This is a genomic window from Nocardia arthritidis NBRC 100137, from assembly GCF_001612765.1.
GTDB lineage: Bacteria > Actinomycetota > Actinomycetes > Mycobacteriales > Mycobacteriaceae > Nocardia > Nocardia arthritidis.
Genome location: NZ_BDBB01000015.1, coordinates 108595 through 128212 on the forward strand (window position 1 = coordinate 108595; position 19618 = coordinate 128212).

At 69.8% G+C, this 19618-nt stretch carries 20 protein-coding genes; 6 read left to right on the top strand and 14 right to left on the bottom strand.

The features are described 5' to 3' along the window. Positions 1 to 81 precede the first annotated feature (81 nt). Entirely contained in the window at positions 82 to 1305 is a 1224-nt protein-coding gene (locus tag NA8_RS12520) for an MFS transporter (RefSeq protein WP_063050544.1), read from the bottom strand. Between the two features lie 104 nt (positions 1306 to 1409). Between NA8_RS12520 and NA8_RS12525 the strand changes: the two genes are divergently transcribed. From NA8_RS12525 to NA8_RS12535, 3 genes are all read left to right on the top strand, one after another. After that, on the top strand, positions 1410 to 1748 hold the full coding sequence (locus tag NA8_RS12525; RefSeq protein ID WP_063050545.1) for an ArsR/SmtB family transcription factor: 339 nt from the start codon (positions 1410 to 1412) through the stop codon (positions 1746 to 1748). A gap of 114 nt (positions 1749 to 1862) precedes the next feature. Beyond that, complete coding sequence (locus NA8_RS12530) at positions 1863 to 2345, top strand: TerB family tellurite resistance protein (RefSeq protein WP_169810496.1); 483 nt, start codon at positions 1863 to 1865, stop codon at positions 2343 to 2345. A 28-nt stretch (positions 2346 to 2373) separates the two neighbouring features. Further along, positions 2374 to 3552, top strand: a complete 1179-nt coding sequence (locus NA8_RS12535; protein WP_063050547.1) for a winged helix DNA-binding domain-containing protein — start codon at positions 2374 to 2376, stop codon at positions 3550 to 3552. A 385-nt stretch (positions 3553 to 3937) separates the two neighbouring features. Here the strand turns inward: NA8_RS12535 and nadC are convergent, their stop codons facing one another. The 3 genes from nadC to nadA form a co-directional block, all read right to left on the bottom strand. Further along, the gene (gene nadC / locus NA8_RS12540; RefSeq protein ID WP_063050548.1) at positions 3938 to 4798 is read right to left on the bottom strand and encodes a carboxylating nicotinate-nucleotide diphosphorylase; all 861 of its coding nucleotides are present in this window, start codon (positions 4796 to 4798) and stop codon (positions 3938 to 3940) included. 70 nt (positions 4799 to 4868) lie between these two features. After that, a complete protein-coding gene (locus NA8_RS12545) occupies positions 4869 to 6434 on the bottom strand; it encodes an L-aspartate oxidase (protein ID WP_063050549.1) in 1566 nt (521 codons plus the stop codon). A 121-nt stretch (positions 6435 to 6555) separates the two neighbouring features. Continuing rightward, the gene (gene nadA / locus NA8_RS12550; RefSeq protein WP_063050550.1) at positions 6556 to 7599 is read right to left on the bottom strand and encodes a quinolinate synthase NadA; all 1044 of its coding nucleotides are present in this window, start codon (positions 7597 to 7599) and stop codon (positions 6556 to 6558) included. A 76-nt stretch (positions 7600 to 7675) separates the two neighbouring features. On the opposite strand from nadA, the gene NA8_RS12555 reads away from it, so the two are divergent. After that, the gene (locus NA8_RS12555; protein WP_063050551.1) at positions 7676 to 8437 is read left to right on the top strand and encodes an NUDIX hydrolase; all 762 of its coding nucleotides are present in this window, start codon (positions 7676 to 7678) and stop codon (positions 8435 to 8437) included. A gap of 626 nt (positions 8438 to 9063) precedes the next feature. Next, entirely contained in the window at positions 9064 to 9267 is a 204-nt protein-coding gene (locus tag NA8_RS12560) for a cold-shock protein (protein ID WP_040741190.1), read from the top strand. Between the two features lie 30 nt (positions 9268 to 9297). Here the strand turns inward: NA8_RS12560 and NA8_RS12565 are convergent, their stop codons facing one another. From NA8_RS12565 to bioB, 5 genes are all read right to left on the bottom strand, one after another. Continuing rightward, positions 9298 to 10917 (bottom strand): alkaline phosphatase D family protein, encoded by a 1620-nt coding sequence (locus NA8_RS12565; protein ID WP_063050552.1) that lies wholly within the window; start codon positions 10915 to 10917, stop codon positions 9298 to 9300. An 83-nt stretch (positions 10918 to 11000) separates the two neighbouring features. Continuing rightward, entirely contained in the window at positions 11001 to 11534 is a 534-nt protein-coding gene (locus NA8_RS12570) for a DUF1353 domain-containing protein (RefSeq protein WP_063050605.1), read from the bottom strand. Positions 11535 to 11622: 88 nt separating this feature from the next. Next, positions 11623 to 12267, bottom strand: a complete 645-nt coding sequence (locus tag NA8_RS12575; RefSeq protein ID WP_063050553.1) for a DUF2567 domain-containing protein — start codon at positions 12265 to 12267, stop codon at positions 11623 to 11625. Next, positions 12267 to 12494 carry a biotin synthase auxiliary protein BsaP gene (gene bsaP / locus NA8_RS12580; protein WP_062970925.1) on the bottom strand — a complete coding sequence of 76 codons (228 nt, stop codon included), beginning with the start codon at positions 12492 to 12494 and terminating at the stop codon, positions 12267 to 12269. The genes NA8_RS12575 and bsaP overlap by 1 nt, the downstream gene beginning before the upstream one ends. 33 nt (positions 12495 to 12527) lie before the next feature. Further along, positions 12528 to 13574 carry a biotin synthase BioB gene (gene bioB / locus NA8_RS12585; protein ID WP_063050554.1) on the bottom strand — a complete coding sequence of 349 codons (1047 nt, stop codon included), beginning with the start codon at positions 13572 to 13574 and terminating at the stop codon, positions 12528 to 12530. 104 nt (positions 13575 to 13678) lie between these two features. Here bioB and NA8_RS12590 point away from each other — a divergent pair, with 104 nt between their 5' ends. After that, the gene (locus NA8_RS12590; RefSeq protein WP_063050555.1) at positions 13679 to 14263 is read left to right on the top strand and encodes a TetR/AcrR family transcriptional regulator C-terminal domain-containing protein; all 585 of its coding nucleotides are present in this window, start codon (positions 13679 to 13681) and stop codon (positions 14261 to 14263) included. 33 nt (positions 14264 to 14296) lie between these two features. Here the strand turns inward: NA8_RS12590 and NA8_RS12595 are convergent, their stop codons facing one another. From NA8_RS12595 to NA8_RS12615, 5 genes are all read right to left on the bottom strand, one after another. Further along, positions 14297 to 15439, bottom strand: a complete 1143-nt coding sequence (locus tag NA8_RS12595) for an alpha/beta hydrolase family protein (protein WP_157106663.1) — start codon at positions 15437 to 15439, stop codon at positions 14297 to 14299. 109 nt (positions 15440 to 15548) lie between these two features. Beyond that, a complete protein-coding gene (locus tag NA8_RS12600; protein ID WP_063050557.1) occupies positions 15549 to 16901 on the bottom strand; it encodes an LLM class flavin-dependent oxidoreductase in 1353 nt (450 codons plus the stop codon). Next, the gene (locus NA8_RS12605; RefSeq protein ID WP_174550073.1) at positions 16898 to 17650 is read right to left on the bottom strand and encodes an ABC transporter ATP-binding protein; all 753 of its coding nucleotides are present in this window, start codon (positions 17648 to 17650) and stop codon (positions 16898 to 16900) included. The genes NA8_RS12600 and NA8_RS12605 overlap by 4 nt, the downstream gene beginning before the upstream one ends. Further along, on the bottom strand, positions 17626 to 18486 hold the full coding sequence (locus tag NA8_RS12610) for an ABC transporter permease (RefSeq protein ID WP_157106672.1): 861 nt from the start codon (positions 18484 to 18486) through the stop codon (positions 17626 to 17628). The genes NA8_RS12605 and NA8_RS12610 overlap by 25 nt, the downstream gene beginning before the upstream one ends. Continuing rightward, the gene (locus NA8_RS12615; RefSeq protein ID WP_084466737.1) at positions 18486 to 19577 is read right to left on the bottom strand and encodes an ABC transporter substrate-binding protein; all 1092 of its coding nucleotides are present in this window, start codon (positions 19575 to 19577) and stop codon (positions 18486 to 18488) included. Before NA8_RS12615 ends, NA8_RS12610 begins: the two co-directional genes overlap by 1 nt. Between the last annotated feature and the right edge of the window lie 41 nt (positions 19578 to 19618).

The window sequence follows — 19618 nt, forward strand, 5'->3', positions numbered from 1 at the left end:
AGCGATTGTCGTCACGAGCACGGCGGCCAGCGCGCAGCATAGAAGGAGTACCGGATATGCCCGTCGCATCCTCGGATGATGTCACGCCGTCAGCGGCGTCGCCTCCCGGCGGGGGCGCGTCAGGACCAGCAGTCCGCCCCCGGCCGCGGCGAGACCCACCACCGCGCCGAAAACAGCCACCCCGGCGCTCAACCCGTGGGCGTCGGCGAGGAACCCGGCGGCCAGCGGCAGCACCGCGGCGGGAAGATAGCCACCGACGTTCTGGGCGGCGTTCGCCTCGGCCAGCCGCCCGCCCGGCACGCTCGAACTGATCGCCGTCAGGCCCCCGAACTGGCCGAGCCCTTGACCGGCCCCGGCGAGCACCGCGGACGTCACGAACCACGCGAGCGAGGTCGCCGCGAGCGACACCACCAGCGCGACCATACTCGTCACGGTCGCGACCGCACCGCCGAGCAGGACGGTGCGCACGCCGAATCGCCGCGCGGCGAACTGAACTCCGGTCGCGGCCAGGAACATCGTGAACGCCACCACACCGGCGAGCACCCGGTCGGCGACGCCGAGCAGCTGCGTCAGCACCGATGGTCCCAGCGACAGGACGAACGACGTCGCGGTGATCCCCGGTCCGAACACCGCGATCCCGAGCAGTACAGCGGTCCGGCCCTCCCGCGCGACCGAAGGAATCCGCAGCCACGGCCCGCGCCCGCCGGAACCCGCAGGCAACGGCAGCCGGGCCGTCACCGCGAAAGCCGCGGCCAGCACGGCGATCTCGACCAGGAAGACCGTCACCGTGGGACCGGGCAGCGTTTCGGACAGGATGCCCGCCAGCAATGGCCCGCTCCCGGCCCCGAGCACCATCGCCGTGGAGGCCGCCAGCGCGGCGACGCGCCTGCGGTCGGGCCCGCCCACATCCGTGACCGCCGCCATGCCCGCCGAAACGGCCGCGCCGACCGCCACACCGGTGAGCAGCCGCGCCAGTGCCAGCAGCACAACCGACTGCGCGACCGCGAACAGCGCGCAGGCCGCCATCGCCGCCGCCACCGCGGGCAACAGGACGGGCTTGCGCCCCACCCGGTCCGACACCACGCCCGCGACCAGCAGCGCTCCCAGCAAGCCGACGATGTAGCAGGCGAACACCGCGGTCAGCGTGCCGGAGGAGAACCCGATCGTCCGCTGCCACACCACATACAACGGCGTCGGCGCGTTCGACAGCACGAACACCGCGCACACCGGCCACGCCGCGAGCCACACCGAAGAGCCGTCCGACCGGCGCACTCGCGAGTGGGGCTCCGCCACCGTCGATCCCATCACCACTCCTTGTTTCGACTTTTCTCGTACCGGTACGACAATAACCGAACATCTACCCTAGTACGATAGAAGTCGTACAAAGCACCCGAGAGCGAGGAGACACGATGCCAGCGGCCACCGAGGACACCGCCGTGCTGCCCGAGCCGGATCACGCCGATCTGCGGCTCGACCATGTCCTGGCCGCACTGAGCGACCCACTGCGCCTGGCCATCGTGCGCAAGCTCTTGCTGGACTCTCCCGACGACGACCGGCCCTGCTCCTGGTTCGGCATCGATCGGCCCAAATCCACGCTGACGCATCATTTCCGGGTGCTGCGCGAGGCGGGCGTCACCCGGCAGCGGCGCTACGGACTGGAGCGCCGCAGCCAGGTGCGCGTCGCCGATCTCGAAGCGCGCTTCCCCGGCTTGCTCGACCTGGTCCGCGCCTGGGAACCGGAGGGCTGATTCCGATTTTTGGGGGCAGGACCCCGCGGCGCGGCCCTGTTACGGTCCCGGTATTCATTCCGAGTCCGGATGGCACGGGTCCGCGCGTTCGGACGTCTTCTCATGGAGTCCGCCATGACCTTCGCACCCCGCCGTATCCCCGACGCGACCCTGATCAATACGGCCGAGACCGCCGCGGCGTGGCGAGAACAATTGCTGGCCGACCGGAACAAGCTGCGCGGCGGGACGTTCCGTGACGCCGCCGTCGCCCTGTGCGCGCTGGTCGCGGTGGCCGACAGCACGACCGCGGCGACCGGCCGCGCCACCGTCGCCGAGCTGGTCACAGCCGATCCGATTCTGCGCAATTTCCCGGTCGACGACTTGCGCGCCCTGTTCGAGGACAACTGCAATCGGCTGGCGAACGATCCGATCCGCGGCTGCGCGCACGTGCTGCGACAGATCGCCAAAGCGGGCGGGCGACCGGCCGAGGCGGACGCGGTGATCCGCACCGGCATCCTGATCGGCAGCGACGCCGGCGCCTGCGGCGCGGAGGCGACCGAGGCCGTCCGCGACGCCTGCCGGACGCTGCGCCTGGCCCCGGAGCGCTTCGGCCTCTGAGCCACGGCGCGAACGCTACGATTCGCCTATGCGTTCGATTGATGCCGCGCAGCGGCGCGCTCGGCTGGCGGTGCGGCACCGGTTGGCCATGCCGGAGCGCACGGGGCAGGTCGCGGAGATCGCCCGCTCGGTGGTCGCGCTGCACGCGACCGATCCGGCGACCGTGTACCTCTCCGTCGCGGCCCGGGCCGACGGGCTCACGCCCTCGGACGTCGAACAGGCGCTCTACGAGGATCGTTCGCTGCTGCGGATGCTCGCCATGCGCCGCACCATGTTCGTCGTGCCGGTGGAATCGGTTCCGATTCTTCAGACTTCGTGCGCGGACGCCCTCGCGCACAAGCAGCGGCGCACCTACGGCAAGTACCTGACGCAGGCGGGCATCGGCGACGGCGATACGGCAGGCTGGTGGGCGGAGGTCGAAGCCGAGACGCACAAAGCGTTGCTGGCCCGTGGCGCGGCGACCGGCGCGCAGTTGAGCAAGGACGTCCCGCGGTTGCGCACCCAGGTGAACACCGCGCCGGACAAGGCGTATTCGAAGCCGACGAACATCACCACCTGGGTACTGGTGACGCTCGGCTGCGAGGGCCGCATCGTGCGCGGCAGGCCGAACGGCGGCTGGACCAGCAGCCAGTACACCTGGGCGCCGATCGAATCGTGGCTGCCGGACGGCGTTCCCGCTCTTCCCGCCGCCGAGGCCAGGGCGGAACTGGTCCGTCGCTGGTTGCGCGCCTTCGGTCCCGCGCCGGTATCCGACGTCAAGTGGTGGACCGGGTGGACGCTCGGCGAGGTGCGCGCGGCGCTGGGCGTCCTGGATCTGGTCGAGGTCGACCTGGACGGCGTGACCGGCGTGCTCCTGGCCGACGACGTGGAGCCGGTCGCCGCGCCGCAGCCGTGGGCGGCGCTGCTGCCCGCCCTCGATCCGACCCCGATGGGCTGGCAGGCGCGGGAGTGGTACCTCGGCTCGCACGCACCGCGCCTGTTCGATCGCAACGGCAACATCGGACCCACCGTCTGGTGGGATGGACGCGTCGTCGGAGGCTGGGCGCAGCGCAAGGACGGCGAGATCGTCTACCGCCTGCTCGAAGACGTGGGCGCGGACGCCGAAACGCTGATCGCCGCGCAAGCGCAACGCGTCGCCGACTGGTTCGGCGAGGTCCGCGCCATCCCGAGGTTCCGGACGCCGCTGGAGCGCGAGCTCACCGCCTGAGCGAACGGCACCGGATAGCTTGGACGGCTTGGAGATTCGCGGTTTCGCCGACAGCGACCGAGCAGCGTTTTGTCCGGCTCGGAGCCCTGGTCCCCGGCATGCGCTATCGCCGCGACCGGGTGCATTGTAAGTGCAGCGGATTGCACTGGACGTCGCCGAGAACAAGTCGCTGAACGATTCAGCGAACACCGGCGTCAGCTACTCCGCAGTATCGATTGCTCCGGCCCGATCACGCAGTTGCCGAGTTGGCAGCAGTTGGTGAAGGACATCGAGTCTGCCGCCGCAGAGCTCGGATCGCGCGACGGCAAACGTAGTTCTGACGCACTCTGGTAGATCAACACCCTCCATCGCACGCGGCGTCGGCGCGGGTACTTCACCAGAACACCTACATGTCCAGCCCGAGGTCGAGCACCCGGACCGAGTGGGTGAGCGCGCCGACGGCGAGGTAGTCGACGCCGGTGCGGGCGTAGTCGGCGGCGACGTCCAGGCTCAGGCCGCCGGAGGACTCCAGTTTCGTCTGCGGGGACGCGGCGTTGCGGCGCTGGACTGCCGCCTGGGTCTGCCAGAGCGGGAAGTTGTCCAGCAGCACGAGTTCCACGTTCTCCGCGAGCACGGCGTCGAGTTGTTCGAGGCTGTCGACCTCGACCTCGCAGGCGATGTCGGGAGCGGCCGCGCGGACCGCGCGCAGCGCCTCGACCACCGAACCCGCGGCGACCACGTGGTTGTCCTTGATCAGCGCGGCGTCGCCGAGACCCATGCGGTGGTTGACACCGCCGCCGACCCGCACGGCGTACTTCTGCAGCCCGCGCAGTCCGGGCAACGTCTTGCGGCTGTCGCGGATGCGACAGCGGGTGCCCGCGACGGCGTCCACCCAGGCGGCCGTCGCCGTCGCGATGCCGGACAGATGACACACCAGGTTGAGCATGGTGCGCTCGGCGGTGAGCAGTTTGCGCGTCGGCGCGATCACCGTCAGCACGGGCTGTCCCGGCGACACCCGGGTGCCGTCGGCGACGCGATCGGTGATCTCGTACTCGCCCGCGCCGATCACCTCGTCGAGTACCAGCACACCGGCGTCGAGCCCGGCCACGGTCCCCGGTTCGCGCGAGACCACCGACGCCTTGATCACCGCCGCCTCGGGCACGGTGGCCGTCGTCGTGACGTCCGGGCCGTAGCGCAGGTCCTCGTCCAGCGCGGCGCGGATGAGGCGCAGCACCTCGTCGCGATCCAGGGCGGCATCCAGAGCCATCGAAGTGTTCCTCTCTCGCCGAGCGGGGCGGTGGACAGCTCGTGGCATGTCCTGCTCGGCGCGCGTGTGGTCAGGGAAGTGGTGCGTACTCGGGCGCGCCGTCGTCGTCCAGCCGGATCGGGAGACTGTGGCGGAGTTCGTCCACGGCGTCCGGGTGATCCGACCGGGTGTGACAGCCACGGCTCTCGGTGCGGGCGAGCGCGGCCAGCAGCAGGGTGCGTGCCGCGAGGGTGAGCGCGGCGTCCTCGATTCCGGTGATCGGATGTGCGGCGGTGTGCGGGTCGCGGCGGACGACCACGTCGTCGAGCCGCTTGAGCGCTTCGGCGAGGCCGGCGCGGTCGCGGACCACCGAGGCGTGCGTGGTCATCAGGCTCTGCACCACAGCGCGGTCGGCGAACTCGGCGGTGCGAGTGGAGATCTCGCTCACCCCGGCGCGCTCACCGAACCGCTCGGCAGCGGCGGCCCCGGCGCGCTCGCCCACCACCAGTCCCTCCAGCAAGCTGTTGGACGCCAACCGGTTCGCCCCGTGCAAACCGGTGCGCGCGACCTCACCGGCCGCGTACAGGCCGGGCACTCCGGTACGGCCGTGGGTGTCGGTGACGACTCCCCCGCACTGGTAGTGCGCGGCCGGCGCGACCGGGATGAGGTCCGTGCGCGGATCGATGCCCGTCGCCAGGCACGAGGCGGTGATCGTCGGAAATCGTTGCGCGAAACCGTCGATCGAGCGCGCGTCGAGATAGACGTGCTCGGTGCCGAGCGCCCGCATGCGCGCCGCGATGGCACGGGAGACGACATCGCGGGGAGCAAGGTCGCCGCGCGGATGCACCCGCGCGGTCACCGAATTGCCCTCGGTGTCGACCAGCGTCGCACCTTCGCCGCGCACTGCTTCGCTGATCAGCGGCCTGCGCCCCATTCCGCCCGGGGTGTACAGCACGGTCGGGTGGAACTGCACGAACTCGAGATCGGCGACAGCCGCACCGGCCCACAGTCCGAGCGCGATGCCGTCCGCGGTGGCGCCCGGCGGATTGGTGCTCAGCGCGTACAACTGACCGAGGCCGCCGGTGGCCAGCAGCACGGCAGGCGCGTGGACGACACCGAAGCCCTTCTCCGACACCGCGACCACGCCCCGCACACCGTTCGGCCCGGTGACGATCTCGCCGACCGCCGCGCCGAACAGCACCGGCAGACCGGCTTCGTTCAGCGCCCGCTGCACCTCCGCGCCGGTGGCATCGCCGCCCGCATGGATGATCCGGCGGGTGCTGTGGCCCCCCTCGCGGGTCCGCGAGATCTGGCCGTCGCGGCCGAGGTCGAACACCGCGCCCAGGTCGGTCAGAGCGGCCACCGCGGCCTGCCCGCCCTCGACGATGGAACGCACGGCGTCCACCTCGCACAATCCGGCGCCCGCCTCCACCGTGTCGTGCACGTGTGATTCGACCGAGTCACCGTGCGGCGCGACGACGGCGATGCCGCCTTGGGCGTACTGGGTGGACGTATCGGTCGGGCCGCCTTTACTGAGCGTGAGCACCCGCAGACCACGCAGTGAGGCGGTACGCGCCGCGGTCAGTCCCGCGACGCCGCCGCCGATCACGACCAGATCGGCCTCGGCCTCCCAGTCGATCGAAACCCGGGTTGTCATCGGCCCGCGCCTCTCTGTCTCCCGATCCGCGAACGTTCCCCCGCGCGGACACGGTGGTCAGCGCCGTGGCCACCGTGTTCCGCCGGAGAACGACCCACCGCCCTACGGACAGCGGTCGGACTCATTCACCGCCGCCGGGATTGCCGATCGCGATCATCCGCTGCACCGAATTGCGTCCCAGCGCGGCGGTTTCGGGATCGACGTACACCTCGTCACGGCCTTCGACCAGGCAGCGCAGCAGCGCCGCCGGGGTGATCATCTTCATGTACTTGCACGACGCCCGGTCGTTCACGGCCTGGAAGTCGATGCCGGGGGCGGCCTTGCGCAGCTGGTGCAGCATGCCGACCTCGGTGGCCACCAGCACCTGACTCGACTTCGCCGCCTTGGCGGCGTCGATCATGCCGCCGGTGGACAGGATGTGCACGCGATCGGCCGGGAACGCGCCCTCGCCCGCCAGGTACAGCGCCGAGGTGGCGCACCCGCATTCGGGGTGCACGAACAGTTCCGCGTCCGGATGGGTGCGCGCCTGCTCGGTCAGCTCGTCGCCGTTGATGCCCGCGTGCACGTGGCACTCACCGGCCCAGATGTGCATGTTCGCGCGGCCTGTGACCCGCTTGACGTGCGCGCCGAGGAACTGGTCCGGCAGGAACAGCACCTCGCGGTCCGGGTCGATCGAGGCGACCACGTCCACCGCGTTGGACGAGGTGCAGCAGATGTCGGTGAGCGCCTTCACCTCGGCCGTGGTGTTGACGTAGGACACGACCATCGCGTTCGGGTGCTCGGCCTTCCACGCGCGCAGTTCGTCGGCCGTGATGGAATCCGCGAGCGAACAACCGGCGCGCTGATCCGGGATGAGCACGGTCTTGGCCGGGCTGAGAATCTTGGCGGTCTCGGCCATGAAGTGCACGCCGCAGAACACGATGGTGTCCTCCGGCGCCTCGGCCGCGATCCGCGACAGCGCCAGCGAATCGCCGACGTGGTCGGCTACGTCCTGGATCTCCGGCAGCTGATAGTTATGCGCCAGGATCGTCGCGTTGCGCTCCCGAGCCAATCGCTTGACTTCCTGCGCCCACTCCGGCGTTGCCTCGACACCCGCGAACCCGGTGGGCCCGTCGAACACCTGCCCCATCAGCGGGGGCGCCAGTTTCGCACCCGTCGTCGCCATGGATGGCTCCCTTCCTCGTGCGGTCGGCCGCGCGCCGATTCGCACCAAACCAGGTTTTCGACTTACAATCGAAAACGTGGCCCATAGTAGCACCATCCACGAATCGCTCACCGCGGTGTTCCAGGTTCGCCGCTTCCCCGCCGACATCGCCGCAGGTCACCGCCCCGCAGACCGTGCGGAAAGCATGCTGCGGCGGTGCCCGCCCGATCAGCGGACCGAACTCGCGGTGTTGCTGTGGGAACGGGCACTCGACCCACAGAAGGGCACCTGGTCGCTACCCGGCGGCAGGCTGCGCGACGACGAGGATCTCGACACCTCCGCCCGCCGCCAGCTCGCCGAGAAGGTCGACGTGCGCGAGCTGAGCCATCTGGAACAGCTCTCGGTGTTCAGCGCCCCCGACCGGGTGCCGAGCCCGCGCCGCATCGCCTCGGCCTACCTCGGCCTGGTTCCGCTGACCGCCGACCCCCACCTGCCCTCGGACACCGCCTGGCACCCGATCTCGGCGCTGCCGGACATGTCCTTCGACCACCGCACGGTCGTCGACCACGCCCGCACCCGCCTGGCGGCGAAACTGTCCTACACCAATATCGCCTTCGCCCTCGCGCCGGACCGTTTCACGATGTCGACGTTGCGTGAGATCTATTGTGCGGCGCTCGGTTACGACGTGGATACGACGAACCTCCAACGGGTGCTCTCCCGTCGCAAGGTGATCACCCCCACCGGCGCCACCGCCGCCCCCGGCCGTGCGGGCGGGCGCCCCGCCGCGGTCTACCGCTTCACCGACTCGGGGCTGCGAGTGACGGACGAGTTCGCCGCCCTGCGCCCGCCAGGCTCCTGATCGAGCGCCCCTCGTCAGGGGCACGTGCGCGAGAGAATTCCAGATCAGTAGTCGGTGGCTACTTTCCGGTGCTTGTCCTGGCGTCGATACTGCCGCTTACTCGGTACCGGACGAGCGGCGTTGCTGCGGCGCAAGGCATCTCGCCGCCGCCAAGCCGCCAGATCCGCGCGCTCCTGTGCAACGGGAGGCGTCTCGGCCCCCACGTGATGCGCTCGATCCATCGCCCTGCCCCCTTTCGACGCGGCTGCTTCCGGCCGCCCACGCTATCTCCGACACCGTCCCCGCCTCCACTGTTTTTCGCCGCGGACAACAGGCCACGGCGGCCGTCCGGATACGTTCGCCAGGCGGGAACCGCTCGCGTATCCCGGTGCCGGTCTTCGCCGCAGCCGAACATCACGGCTTGGACAATCGACCGGCCCGAAGCCGATGGAAAAGCGCGTCGGCCGCCCCCACGGCCCGATCGAGCGTGTCACGCCGTGGATAGGCGAGTGCCGCTTGTGTCGGTTAGCTCACAAACCGAGGTCCGCGGTGTCGCGCGGTGCCGATTCGTGGCAGTGTTGACCTCTGAGACCGGGCTATCGAAGTGATTCGCTCGGCTCACCTACAGAAAAGAATGAAGTAAAGCAATGGCTCAAGGCAGTGTGAAGTGGTTTAACAGCGAAAAAGGCTTCGGCTTCATCGCGCAGGACGGCGGCGGCGCCGACGTCTTCGTTCATTACTCCGCCGTGTCCGGCTCGGGATTCAAGTCCCTTGAAGAAGGACAGCGCGTGGAGTTCGAGATCGGCCAAGGACAGAAGGGCCCCCAGGCTCAGGACGTCCGCGCGATCTGATCGACGTAGCTAGGTAAGAGCCCCGCGCCTCTAGAGGCGCGGGGCTTTTGCGTGCGGTGGCGCGAGTTCCAGTTCGGCCACCTTGACCAGCCCCTCGTCCGGCCGTGCGGTCTCCAGCGTGAACCGTGCGGAGCGGCCACGGACGACGAGGGAGGCGATCGAGTTGCCGAAATGCGGGCCGCTGATCTTCCGCCACCGGACCGGATCGGGTGAGATTCCACGCCGATCCGCGAGCCACCGCAGCGCCGACGCGATCGGCGCCGCCCACGACAGTGCGAACGCCGGATGGAACATCTCGGGCGGTTCGTTGTGCACCGGCGAGCACACCAGTTGCAGCACTTGCGATTTCGTCGGCGGCGTGTACGTGGCGCGTGCGACATAGCTGTGGTGCACGTCCCCGGACAGCACACAGATCGTGCCCGGTGCGCCCGGCGCGTCACCCAGCCGATGAATCAGCCGGGCCAACCGTTCGAAGGACGCGCGGAACGCGGGCCAGTGCTCCAGATCCGCTGCCTGCCTGACCTTCTCGCCGAGCCGGCCGCGCCATCCCGGCAGATCCGCGGCACGCTCGTTGAGCGATTGGAAGTGGCTCAGCGCGGGCGCCATGAGCCATGGCAGCGATGATCCGATCAGCAGGTGGTCGAAGTCGCCCGCGGCGTTCCGCTCGATCCAGTCGAACTCCTCCGGCCCGACCATCAGCCGCTGCCCGTCGAGGATCCGGCCGTTACGGGTGTCGATCACCAGCAGCCGGACCCGGCCGAAGTCGCGGTAGTAGCTCCAGCGGGCGGGTTTGCGGCCGTCGACCTCCTTGTCGGCCTGCTCCGCGAAGTCCTCCAGTAGCTCCCGCACGTCCGTACCCGCCCCGGTGACCTGGCGGTAGAGCGGGTCCTGCGCCAGCTCGCCGGGGCCGAGGTTGCCGATGTGCTGGTACACCCAGTAGGACGCGAGCCCGGCGCGGATGCGCTTGCGCCACCACGGCTTCGCCGCCATCTGCTCGCGCCATGCGCGCGAGGTGTTCCAGTCGTCTCGGACATCGTGGTCGTCGAAGATCATCGACGTCGGCACGGTCGACATCAGCCAGCGGATCTCCGGGTCCGCCCACGACTCGTGGTACAGCTCCGCGTATTCGCGGAACGACACGACCTCGCCGCGCGGCTCCTGCCCGTCGCGCCGCTTTGCGAGCCACTCCCGCATCCGCGGTGTCGGCTCGTCGGCGTAGACCTGGTCGCCGAGGAGCAGCAGGGCATCCGGCCATTCCCGCTCGGGCGAGCGCATCATGCGCCGGGCGTACGCGTCCAGCGCGTCCACCCCCAGCTTGTCGGCCTCCAGCGCGCCCGGCGCGGCCTTGGCCGCCCGGCACGACCCGAACAGGATCTTCTCCACGGTGCGCGTGCGAATCCGGCAAGGCGGCAGCTCGGATCCCGGTTCGGGCCACACCGCCACACCATCGAGCCGCACCTGGTAGGGAACCGACGCACCGGGTTGCAGTCCGTCGATCGAGACCAGCGCGAAGTGCTGCTCCCCCACCTGGAACGTGCGGGCGAGCCGTCCCAAGACATCCACCTCGCACGCGTCATCGGTTTCCACCCAGACGGTCGCCGACGTCGCGTCGACATGCCGCAACACCGGCCCCAAAACCAGATCCGCCATACCTCGAACGCTACGTGGTGGGTGGAGATTGTGCCGACCTCGCCGCGAGCGCGAGATGTCGCCGGAGGGGTCGTCGTGACCGGTCAGGCCGTCTTCATCTGCGGATCCGGGGGCGGGGCTTCGGTCCGCCGAGTCACCCGGGATGCGGCCCAGAAGACCAGTTCCACCAACCAGAACAGCAGGAGGAAGACCGTCACCACGGTGACGGGTACCGCGAGGAAGAGCACCGACGGAACGGCGACGACGACGAACCGGGCGACGTCGGCCGGGCCGGCGCCACGCAACCCGTGGGCCGCGCGTACGGCCGCCCACATCATCCAGCGGTGCGGCAGTGATACGCCGAGCTCGTGCAGGCTCCGGCGGAAGATGCCGTCGGCGTCGGCCACGCTCACCGTGTCCGAACCGAGCAGGTAGTCGTGCAGGATCGCGGCGCGGGTGTAGCTGCCGTAGCGCGGGATCAGCCAGATCAGCGCGCGCGGTACCGAGGCGAAATCGGTCCGGAAACCGGCGGGAACCACGAATTCCTCCGTCGCGCCGCGATAGACGAGGGGTTCGGCCACCCGCCAGAACTTGGCGTCGAGCTCTTCGACGACCGGCCCGCCACCGACAAAGGTCACGTCCTGTTCCTTCCGCGCACGCTTCGCTCCCTCACCCACGGTGGCAGGCAAGCCTTCCGTCGTCGCGGCGGCCCGCACGGGCGACGCGTCAGTACCGCGGGCGGTATTCGGGTACCGAATACCCTTCCGCGGCAGGCTCGTAGCCACGATAGGGCAGCTGCGCCCCACTCCCGGTTTCACCGTAGGACCGAAGGGAGCCGAAGGCTTCCTCCTCGTCGCGGGCGGTGCGGCGTCCGCTGCCGAGATCCTCGGACGTACTGAGCGCGGCGAGGAACAGCATGACGAACGACGCGATCAGCGGCTGCACGATGAACGCGAGCGCACTGCCGAGTTCGATGGGCAACGTGACGATCTGCCCGACCGGCGGGTCGTGCGGGCGCGGATGCAGCCATTCGGCGACCTGCTCCCCCACCTGCGCCATCACCACCGCGCCCACGCCGGAACCGACCAGCAGACCCAGTTGCAGCAGCGGCCCGCGCGCCGAGCGCCACCGCCACACGGCGAGCGCGCAGAGCAGACCGAGCACCGCGCCCGCGAGCACGAACAACGCCAGGGCGTCGAATTGATGCGCGCTCTCCCCGGTCAGCGCGACTCCGCGGCCCGGCTCGACCACCAGCAGCCGCTCGGTCGGCGCCAGCAGGCCCCATCCGGCTCCGGCGAGCGCGCTCACCACCACCACGGCGACGGCGATCACCGCCGCCGCGCGCACCTCACCGCGCAACGGCGACGCCACTAGCGGCGTTCCAGTTCGGCCGAGTCGGTGACGCCGTGCCGGGAGCACTTGGCCCACCAGCCGTCCGGGCTCACCTGCACGATCATGCGGCGACCGCACTGTTCGCAGAAACGCGGCGGTTCCAGGCCCAGCGCGGCGGCGGCCGGGATCGCGTCGTCGAGACCCGGCACGATTCGCTTGCCGGTGAACGGGTTGTAGCGCTCGTCCATATTCATGACAGTACCCATGCTCGCCTGCCTCATCGTCGCAACCGAGCCGGGTCAGAGTGTTTCGTTGAGCGCCTTGATCGGCATCTTCAGCTCACCGAGCAGATCCAGGTCCTGTTCGGCCGGGCGGCCGAGGGTGGTCAGGTAGTTGCCGACGATGACGGCGTTGATGCCGCCCAGGATGCCCTGTTTGGCGCCGAGATCGCCCAGGGTGATCTCGCGGCCGCCCGCGAAGCGCAGCATGGTGCGCGGCAGCGCCAGCCGGAACGCGGCGACGGCGCGCAGCGCGTCGGACGCGGGCAGCACCTCGAGGTCGCCGAACGGGGTGCCCGGCCGCGGGTTGAGGAAGTTCAGCGGCACCTCGTCGGGCTCGAGCTCGGCCAGGTTCGCGGCGAACTCGGCGCGCTGCTCCAGCGTCTCGCCCATGCCCAGGATGCCGCCGCTGCAGACCTCCATGCCCGCCGCGCGGACCATGCTCAGGGTGTCCCAGCGCTCCTCCCAGGTGTGCGTGGTGACCACGTTCGGGAAGTAGGAGCGGGAGGTCTCCAGGTTGTGGTTGTAGCGGTGCACGCCCATCGCGGCCAGTTGATCGACCTGCTCCTGCGTGAGCATGCCCAGCGAGCAGGCGACCTGGATGTCGACCTCGTTGCGGATCGCCTCGACGCCGGCGGCCACCTGGGCCATCAGGCGCTCGTCGGGGCCACGCACGGCGGCCACGATGCAGAACTCGGTGGCGCCGGTCTTCGCGGTCTGCTTGGCGGCCTCCACCAGGCTCGGGATGTCCAGCCACGCGGCCCGCACCGGCGACTGGAACAGCCCCGACTGCGAGCAGAAGTGGCAGTCCTCAGGGCATCCGCCGGTCTTGAGGCTGATGATGCCCTCGACCTCCACTTCGGGACCGCACCACTTCATGCGCACCTCGTGGGCCAGGGCGAGCAGCTCCTCCAGCCGGTCGTCGCCCAGACGCAGCACCTCGAGGGTCTGCTCCTGGTTCAGCCCCTCCCCGCGTTCGAGCACCTGCTCGCGGGCGATCGACAGAATGTGCGACGTCCCGACCTGCGTCGGTCCTGGCGCGGCGGCGTCTACGGGTGCCTGGGTCACTGCAACGAATCCCTTCGTCCGGCCGAGGTGGCCGTGCAACTTGAACGGTGTTCAGGCTAGGGTAGCGGTAGGAGTGAGTCAAAGCACGACGGGAAGGGCATCGAGTGCAGCTGCACCGGGCGGACGTGGTCGACGGCGCCATCGCGATTCTGGACCGATACGGCCTGGCCGACCTCACCATGCGCAGGCTGGCCGGTTCCCTCCACGTCCAGCCGGGCGCGTTGTACTGGCACTTCCCCAACAAGCAGGCGCTGCTCGGCGCGGTCGCGGACAAGATCCTCGCGCCCATGGAGGACCCGATCCAGGCCGAGGAATGGTCCGGGCAGATCACCGAATTGGCCCACCGGCTGCGCGACTGCCTGCTGGCCTACCGCGACGGCGCCGAATTGGTCTCGGCGACATATGCTTCCCGGCTCACCACGAGCAAGGGACGAGAACGACTGGTGAGCGCCGCGATCCGCGCGGGCATGCCGCGCCAGGAGGCCGAACTCACGGCGTTCACGCTGCTCTACTACGTCCTCGGCGAGACCGTGGACGAGCAGTCGAGGATGCAGATGGACTCGGCGGGCGCACTGCCCGACGGCGCGTCGCCGCTGGAGGAAACCACGGACGCCACAGCCCGTTTCGACTTCGGTCTGCAACTGTTCGTCGCGGGCGTGCGCCACCTGCTCGGCACCCGCGTCCGCTGAGGCCGGGCGCGGCTCGCGGGTGCGCGTCCGGCGTCAGCGCAGGTGCGCGTTCAGGAAAGCCAGCGCATCCGGAAGCGAAGCCAGGAACGCGCCGCTGTGGTCTTTGCCAGGGTATTCCTCGACCGTCACCCGTATCCCGGGGTTGGCCTCCTGCAGGCGCCTCCCGTAGTCATCGGTGTCGGTAGGAAGGACATCGACGTCGTCGGTGCCGTAGCCGATCATGAGATCACCGGTGAACCGGTCTTGCGGGTATCCCGCCAAGGCGGTGACGTCGTCGGCGAAGGTAGGCGTCGGCCGGTCTGGGTCGGCGAACAGCGCCGCCGGTCGACGGCCCTGCGCGCTCAGGACCAGATCGGAAAGGCAATCGTAGGCGGCTTTCGCCACGAATTCCTTGCCGAAGTCGGAGAGATACGGCGTGACGCTGCCGGGTTTCCATTCCTCCAGCGAGGCCAGGAAGTACGCCGCGTAGGCGATCTGGTTCTTCGAGCCGGTCGAGGTCGGCCGGAACATCTCCGGCAGGCTCTTGCTCGGGTCGGTGCGCAGACCGGTGGCTACCACCCCGCTCAATCCCGTGGCGGGACCGCCTTTCTCGGCATTCGAGGCCGCCGCGCTCATCGCGGCGTGCGCCCCTTCCGACTGCCCGATCACCACCCATCTACGCGACAGCGGAAAGGGGGCGTTGCGAATCGCCGCTACCGCGTCCGATATCGACGCTCCCTCGATGTTCGAGTTGTAATAGCTGAACTGCCCTGCGGTGCCGAGCCCTTGATAGTCGGGAGCCAGCACCGCGTACCCGTCGGCCAGAATCCGATCGAAGTAGGCGGAATTCCGCTCGGACTGCGGGCGGCGCGACGGCGCGCAGGCATCGCCGATGCCCGCCGTCCCGTGTGCCCACACCACCAGCGGCCACCCGCCCTGCGGCGGCAGTCCCGCGGGCAGATACAGCGCGCCGGACGCCTGCGCGGGCATTCCGTGCTGATCGGTCGTGGTGTAGCCGACCTCGAACGACGCCGCGGCCGCGGCGAACGACCAGGCGGGATCGAGCAGTCCGATGCTGCTCAGCCGTCCGGTTTCCGGACCTTCCGCCGCCGCCGATGGCATCGCGACAGCGGCCGCGACGCAGATGCTCATCCAGGCGGCGGCAAGACCGTTCCGCCGAAGCAACCAGAGGGACACGCCGCAGCACCATACCGACGCAAGCCGGGCAGCATCCCTGTCGACACCCGCCAGTAGTGACAATTCCGCCGACCGGAAACCGCCCCGCGGCTGCGAGGCTCCGCGCCGTTCACCGCGTCAGCGCGGGCCGGCGGGCGAAGCGGCTGTCGGGGCGGGGCAGGCCGAAGTGGTCGCGCAAGGTGGTGCCGGTGTACTCGGTGCGGAACAGTCCGCGCTCTTGCAGGATCGGCACGACCGTTTCGGCGAAGACTTCCAGTCCGCCCGGGTAGTACGGCGGCATCACGTTGAAGCCGTCGGCGGCGCCTTTGCGGAACCATTCCTCGATGGTGTCGGCGACCTGTTCGGGCGTTCCGGCGAAGACCCGGTGACCGCGCGCGCCCGCGAGGCGGTGCAGCAGACCGCGCACGGTCGGCCGTTCGCGCTGCACGATGCCCGCGACGACCTGCAACCGGCTCTGCCCGTTGTCGGTCACATCGCCCGCGGCGTCGAACAACTCGACCGGGATCGGCTCGTCCAGCGGCAGGTGCCGCAGGCTGATCCCGACGATGCCCTCCAGCTGGGCCAAGCCGTATTCCGGCACGGTGAGCTCGTTGAACTCCTGTTCCAATCGCTTGGCCGCGGCCTCGGTGTCGGCGATGAACGGGCTGATCCCGGGCAGGATCTTGACGTGCTCGGGATCGCGCCCGAAACCGCGGGCCTGTTCCTTGATGTCGGCGTAGAACGCTTGCGCGTCGCCGAGCCGCTGATGCGCGGTGAAAATCGCCTCGGCGTACTTGCCCGCGAACGCCCGGCCCTCGTTCGACGCGCCCGCCTGCACCAGCACCGGGTAGCCCTGCGGGGTGCGCGGTGCGTTGAACGGCCCGCGCACCCGCAGGTATTCGCCCTCGAAGTCGATCGGATGGATCTTGTCCGGATCGGCGTACACGCCGGAGGCCCGGTCATCGACGATGGCGTCGTCCTCCCAGCTGTCCCACAGCGCGACCACGGCGTCCACGAATTCCCGTGCTCGCGCGTACCGTTCGGCGTGGTCGGGATGCTTGTCCAGGCCGAAGTTCGCCGCGGCGAGATCGGTTCCGGTGGTCACGATGTTCCAGCCCGCGCGCCCGCCGGAGATGTGGTCCAGCGTGGAGAACAGCCTGGCCAGGTTGTAGGGCTCGTAGTACGTGGTCGAGGCGGTGGCGATGAGGCCGAGATGCGTGGTCGCCGTGGCGATCGCGGTGAGCAGGGTGATCGGCTCCAGGCCGGAGGCCGCGTTGTGCCGAACGTTGGTGCGCAGCGCGGGACCGTCGGCGAAGAACACCGCGTCCAGCTTCGCCGCTTCGGCGGTCCGTCCGATCTCTTGGTAGTAGGCGACGTCGTAGATCCGCTCGGGGCTGCTCCACGGATGGCGCCAAGCGGCCTCGTGATGGCCGGAGGGGTAGATGAAGGCGTTGAGGCTGAGTTGGCGCGGTGCGGTCGTCATGAGGCTTTCTTCTCGTCGGTAGGTGTGTTCGCGACCTCGACGCCCAGGCCGGCCAGCAGCAGGGATCGGTGCCGCAGGAACGCGGGATCGCCGTGGCGGCGGGGACGTTCCAGGTCGATGCGCTGGTCCACCGCGATGAGCCCGTCGTCGAGCACCAGGACGCGGTCGGCGAGCAGCACCGCCTCGTCCACGTCGTGGGTGACCAGCAGGACGGCGGGCCGGTGCTTCGCGCACAGGTCTTGCAGCAGCGCGTGCATCTTGATCCGGGTGAGCGCGTCCAGCGCGCCGAAGGGCTCGTCCGCCAGCAGGAGTTCGGGTTCGCGCACCAGCGAACGCGCCAGGGCCACGCGCTGTTGCTCGCCGCCGGACAGCTCCTTGGGCCAGGCTGTCTCCCGGCCTGCGAGCCCGACTTCCGCCAGTGCCGCACGACCACGACCGGCCGCGTCCGAACCACCGAGACCGAGGGTCACGTTGTCCAGCACGCGCGACCAGGGCAGCAATCGGGAGTCCTGGAACACCACGGAACGCTCGGCGGGCACGCTCAGCTCGCCGGATCCCGGCACGTCGTAGTCCAATTCGGCCAGCGCCCGCAGCAATGTGCTCTTGCCCGACCCGCTGCGGCCGAGCAGTGCGACGAACTCGCCGCGGGCGATGTCGATATCGAGGTCGCGCAGCACCACCCGGTCGCCGAAGCCACGGCGCAGCCGCCGGGCGCGCACGACGTTCAGTCCCCGAGTGTCTGCCGCCATGACAGCGCCTTCCTTTCCGCGGCGCGCACCAGGATGTCGCCGAACAGGCCGAGCAGGCCGTAGATCACGAGGCCGACGACGATGATGTCGATCTGGCCGTAGGTGCGGGCCTGGGTCATCAGGTAGCCGATGCCGCTGGTGGCGTTGACCTGTTCCACCACGACCAGCGCCAGCCACGAGATGGTGACGGCCAGCCGCAGGCCGGTGAAGAAGCCGGGCAGCGATCCCGGCAGCGCGATCCGCCCGACGAATCCCCACCGCGACAGCCCCACCGTCTGGGCGAGTTCCACGTACCCGGCGTCGACGCTGCGCAGGTGCGCGTGTGTGTTCAGGTAGATCGGGATCGCCACGCTGGTGGTGATCACCACCAGCTTCATCTCCTCGCCGATGCCGAACCACACGATGAACAGCGGGATCAGCGCGAGGGTGGGAATGGCGCGCTTGATCTGGATCGGCCCGTCCACCAAAGCTTCACCGACGCGGCTCAGCCCGGCCAGCAGCGCCAGGACCAGGCCGATCGCCACGCCGAGCCCGAGACCGATCGCGGCGCGCTGCACGGAGGTCAGCAGATTGCCCTGCAGCCGGCCGTCGGCGATCAGGTCACCGGCGGTCTCGGCGACCGTCCACGGTGCGGGCAGGGTTTCCGGATCCAATGCGCCCGTGGCGGAACCGGCCACCCACGCGGCGACCAGCAGCGCGGGGCCCACCGCGATGCCGAACGGGATCGGGCGGCCCGGCCCCAGGCGCGGCCGGGCCGGTTTGCGTTTCGCCAGAACCGGCTGCGCGGAGCGGCCGAGGCCGATGCGGCGCAGTACCGCGGCGTCCAGGGTCGCCATCATCGTGCCTTCGGTTCGAACGACGCGCCGCTCTCGGTGACCGCCTGGGTGATCGCGGCGTCGAAGCGCAGGTCGAAACCGTCGGCCGCCCGCACCTTCTCGGGCAGTTCGCCCGCCTTGGCGATGGCATCGATGGTGGACTGCTGGCGGTCGACGAGCTGCTGGTCCAGATGCGGGAAGACATAGGTGCCCAGTGAGTCCACGATGCGCTCGGCGTCGTCTGCGCTCACCTTCTGGTTCTCCACGTAGTACCGGCGTGCCCACTCCTCCGGGTGGGTGTTGGCCCACTGGTAGGCCCGGACGAACGCACCGACCAACGCGCGGGTGGCGGCCGCCTTCGCCGGGTCCCGCACGACGGCGCGGCGGGCATACAGGTAGGCGAGGCCGCCGTAGATGCCCGCGGTCTCGGAGTCGGGGACCAGCGAGGCGCCCGGTGTGCGCAGGAACCGGGTGACGTTCGGTTCGATCAGCGGCGCGACATCGACCTGGCCGGTGCGCACGGCGTCGGGGAACTCGGCCAGTTGCAGCCGGATCAGCTGCACGTCGGAGGTGGTGAGCCCGGCCTTGTCGATGGCGCGCAGCACGGCGGCCTGCTGGGCCGTGCCCTCGGCGTAGGCGATCTTCCTGCCCTTCAGATCGGTGAGCTTCGGCACCGACTTGCCCGGCGCCACCGCGAGTTTCAAGGCGGTGGTGCTGGTCTGGTAGGACGCGACGATCGGCACGTCCTGCCCCGCCACCAGTGCGTGGATCGGCGGGACGTCGCCGACCTGCGCGACGTCGGCGGCGCCCGCGCGGAACGCCTCCAGGATGGCGGGGCCGCCGACGAAGTTGGCGAACTCCACCTCGAACGGAAGCTTGTCGAGTTCGCCGGAGATGCGCAGCACGGACTGCAGGCGCTCGGACTGGTCGGCGATTACGAGAGTGGTCCCGGCGGGAACCTCGGTGGGCAGTGGTCCGTCGGCGGTGGGACCGACCGGCTCGTCGTCCTCAGCGCAGCCGGTGAGTCCGAGTGTCGCAACGGTTGCCACGGCGAGCAATGCGGCGGTCGTGCGGCCGCGGCGGCCGGACCGGAACGTACTTGGTCGGAACATAGGCGAATTACAGCAAGGGCAAACCGGCCGGGATACGGTTT

Excerpts from the sequence above, each read along its gene's own strand:
- NA8_RS12520 (WP_063050544.1), bottom strand. The coding sequence starts at position 1,305 with ATGGGATCGACGGTGGCGGAGCCCCACTCGCGAGTGCGCCGGTCGGAC.
- NA8_RS12525 (WP_063050545.1), top strand. The coding sequence starts at position 1,410 with ATGCCAGCGGCCACCGAGGACACCGCCGTGCTGCCCGAGCCGGATCAC.
- NA8_RS12530 (WP_169810496.1), top strand. The coding sequence starts at position 1,863 with ATGACCTTCGCACCCCGCCGTATCCCCGACGCGACCCTGATCAATACG.
- NA8_RS12535 (WP_063050547.1), top strand. The coding sequence starts at position 2,374 with ATGCGTTCGATTGATGCCGCGCAGCGGCGCGCTCGGCTGGCGGTGCGG.
- nadC (WP_063050548.1), bottom strand. The coding sequence starts at position 4,798 with ATGGCTCTGGATGCCGCCCTGGATCGCGACGAGGTGCTGCGCCTCATC.
- NA8_RS12545 (WP_063050549.1), bottom strand. The coding sequence starts at position 6,434 with ATGACAACCCGGGTTTCGATCGACTGGGAGGCCGAGGCCGATCTGGTC.
- nadA (WP_063050550.1), bottom strand. The coding sequence starts at position 7,599 with ATGGCGACGACGGGTGCGAAACTGGCGCCCCCGCTGATGGGGCAGGTG.
- NA8_RS12560 (WP_040741190.1), top strand. The coding sequence starts at position 9,064 with ATGGCTCAAGGCAGTGTGAAGTGGTTTAACAGCGAAAAAGGCTTCGGC.
- NA8_RS12565 (WP_063050552.1), bottom strand. The coding sequence starts at position 10,917 with ATGGCGGATCTGGTTTTGGGGCCGGTGTTGCGGCATGTCGACGCGACG.
- bsaP (WP_062970925.1), bottom strand. The coding sequence starts at position 12,494 with ATGGGTACTGTCATGAATATGGACGAGCGCTACAACCCGTTCACCGGC.
- NA8_RS12600 (WP_063050557.1), bottom strand. The coding sequence starts at position 16,901 with ATGACGACCGCACCGCGCCAACTCAGCCTCAACGCCTTCATCTACCCC.
- NA8_RS12605 (WP_174550073.1), bottom strand. The coding sequence starts at position 17,650 with ATGGCGGCAGACACTCGGGGACTGAACGTCGTGCGCGCCCGGCGGCTG.
- NA8_RS12610 (WP_157106672.1), bottom strand. The coding sequence starts at position 18,486 with ATGGCGACCCTGGACGCCGCGGTACTGCGCCGCATCGGCCTCGGCCGC.
- NA8_RS12615 (WP_084466737.1), bottom strand. The coding sequence starts at position 19,577 with ATGTTCCGACCAAGTACGTTCCGGTCCGGCCGCCGCGGCCGCACGACC.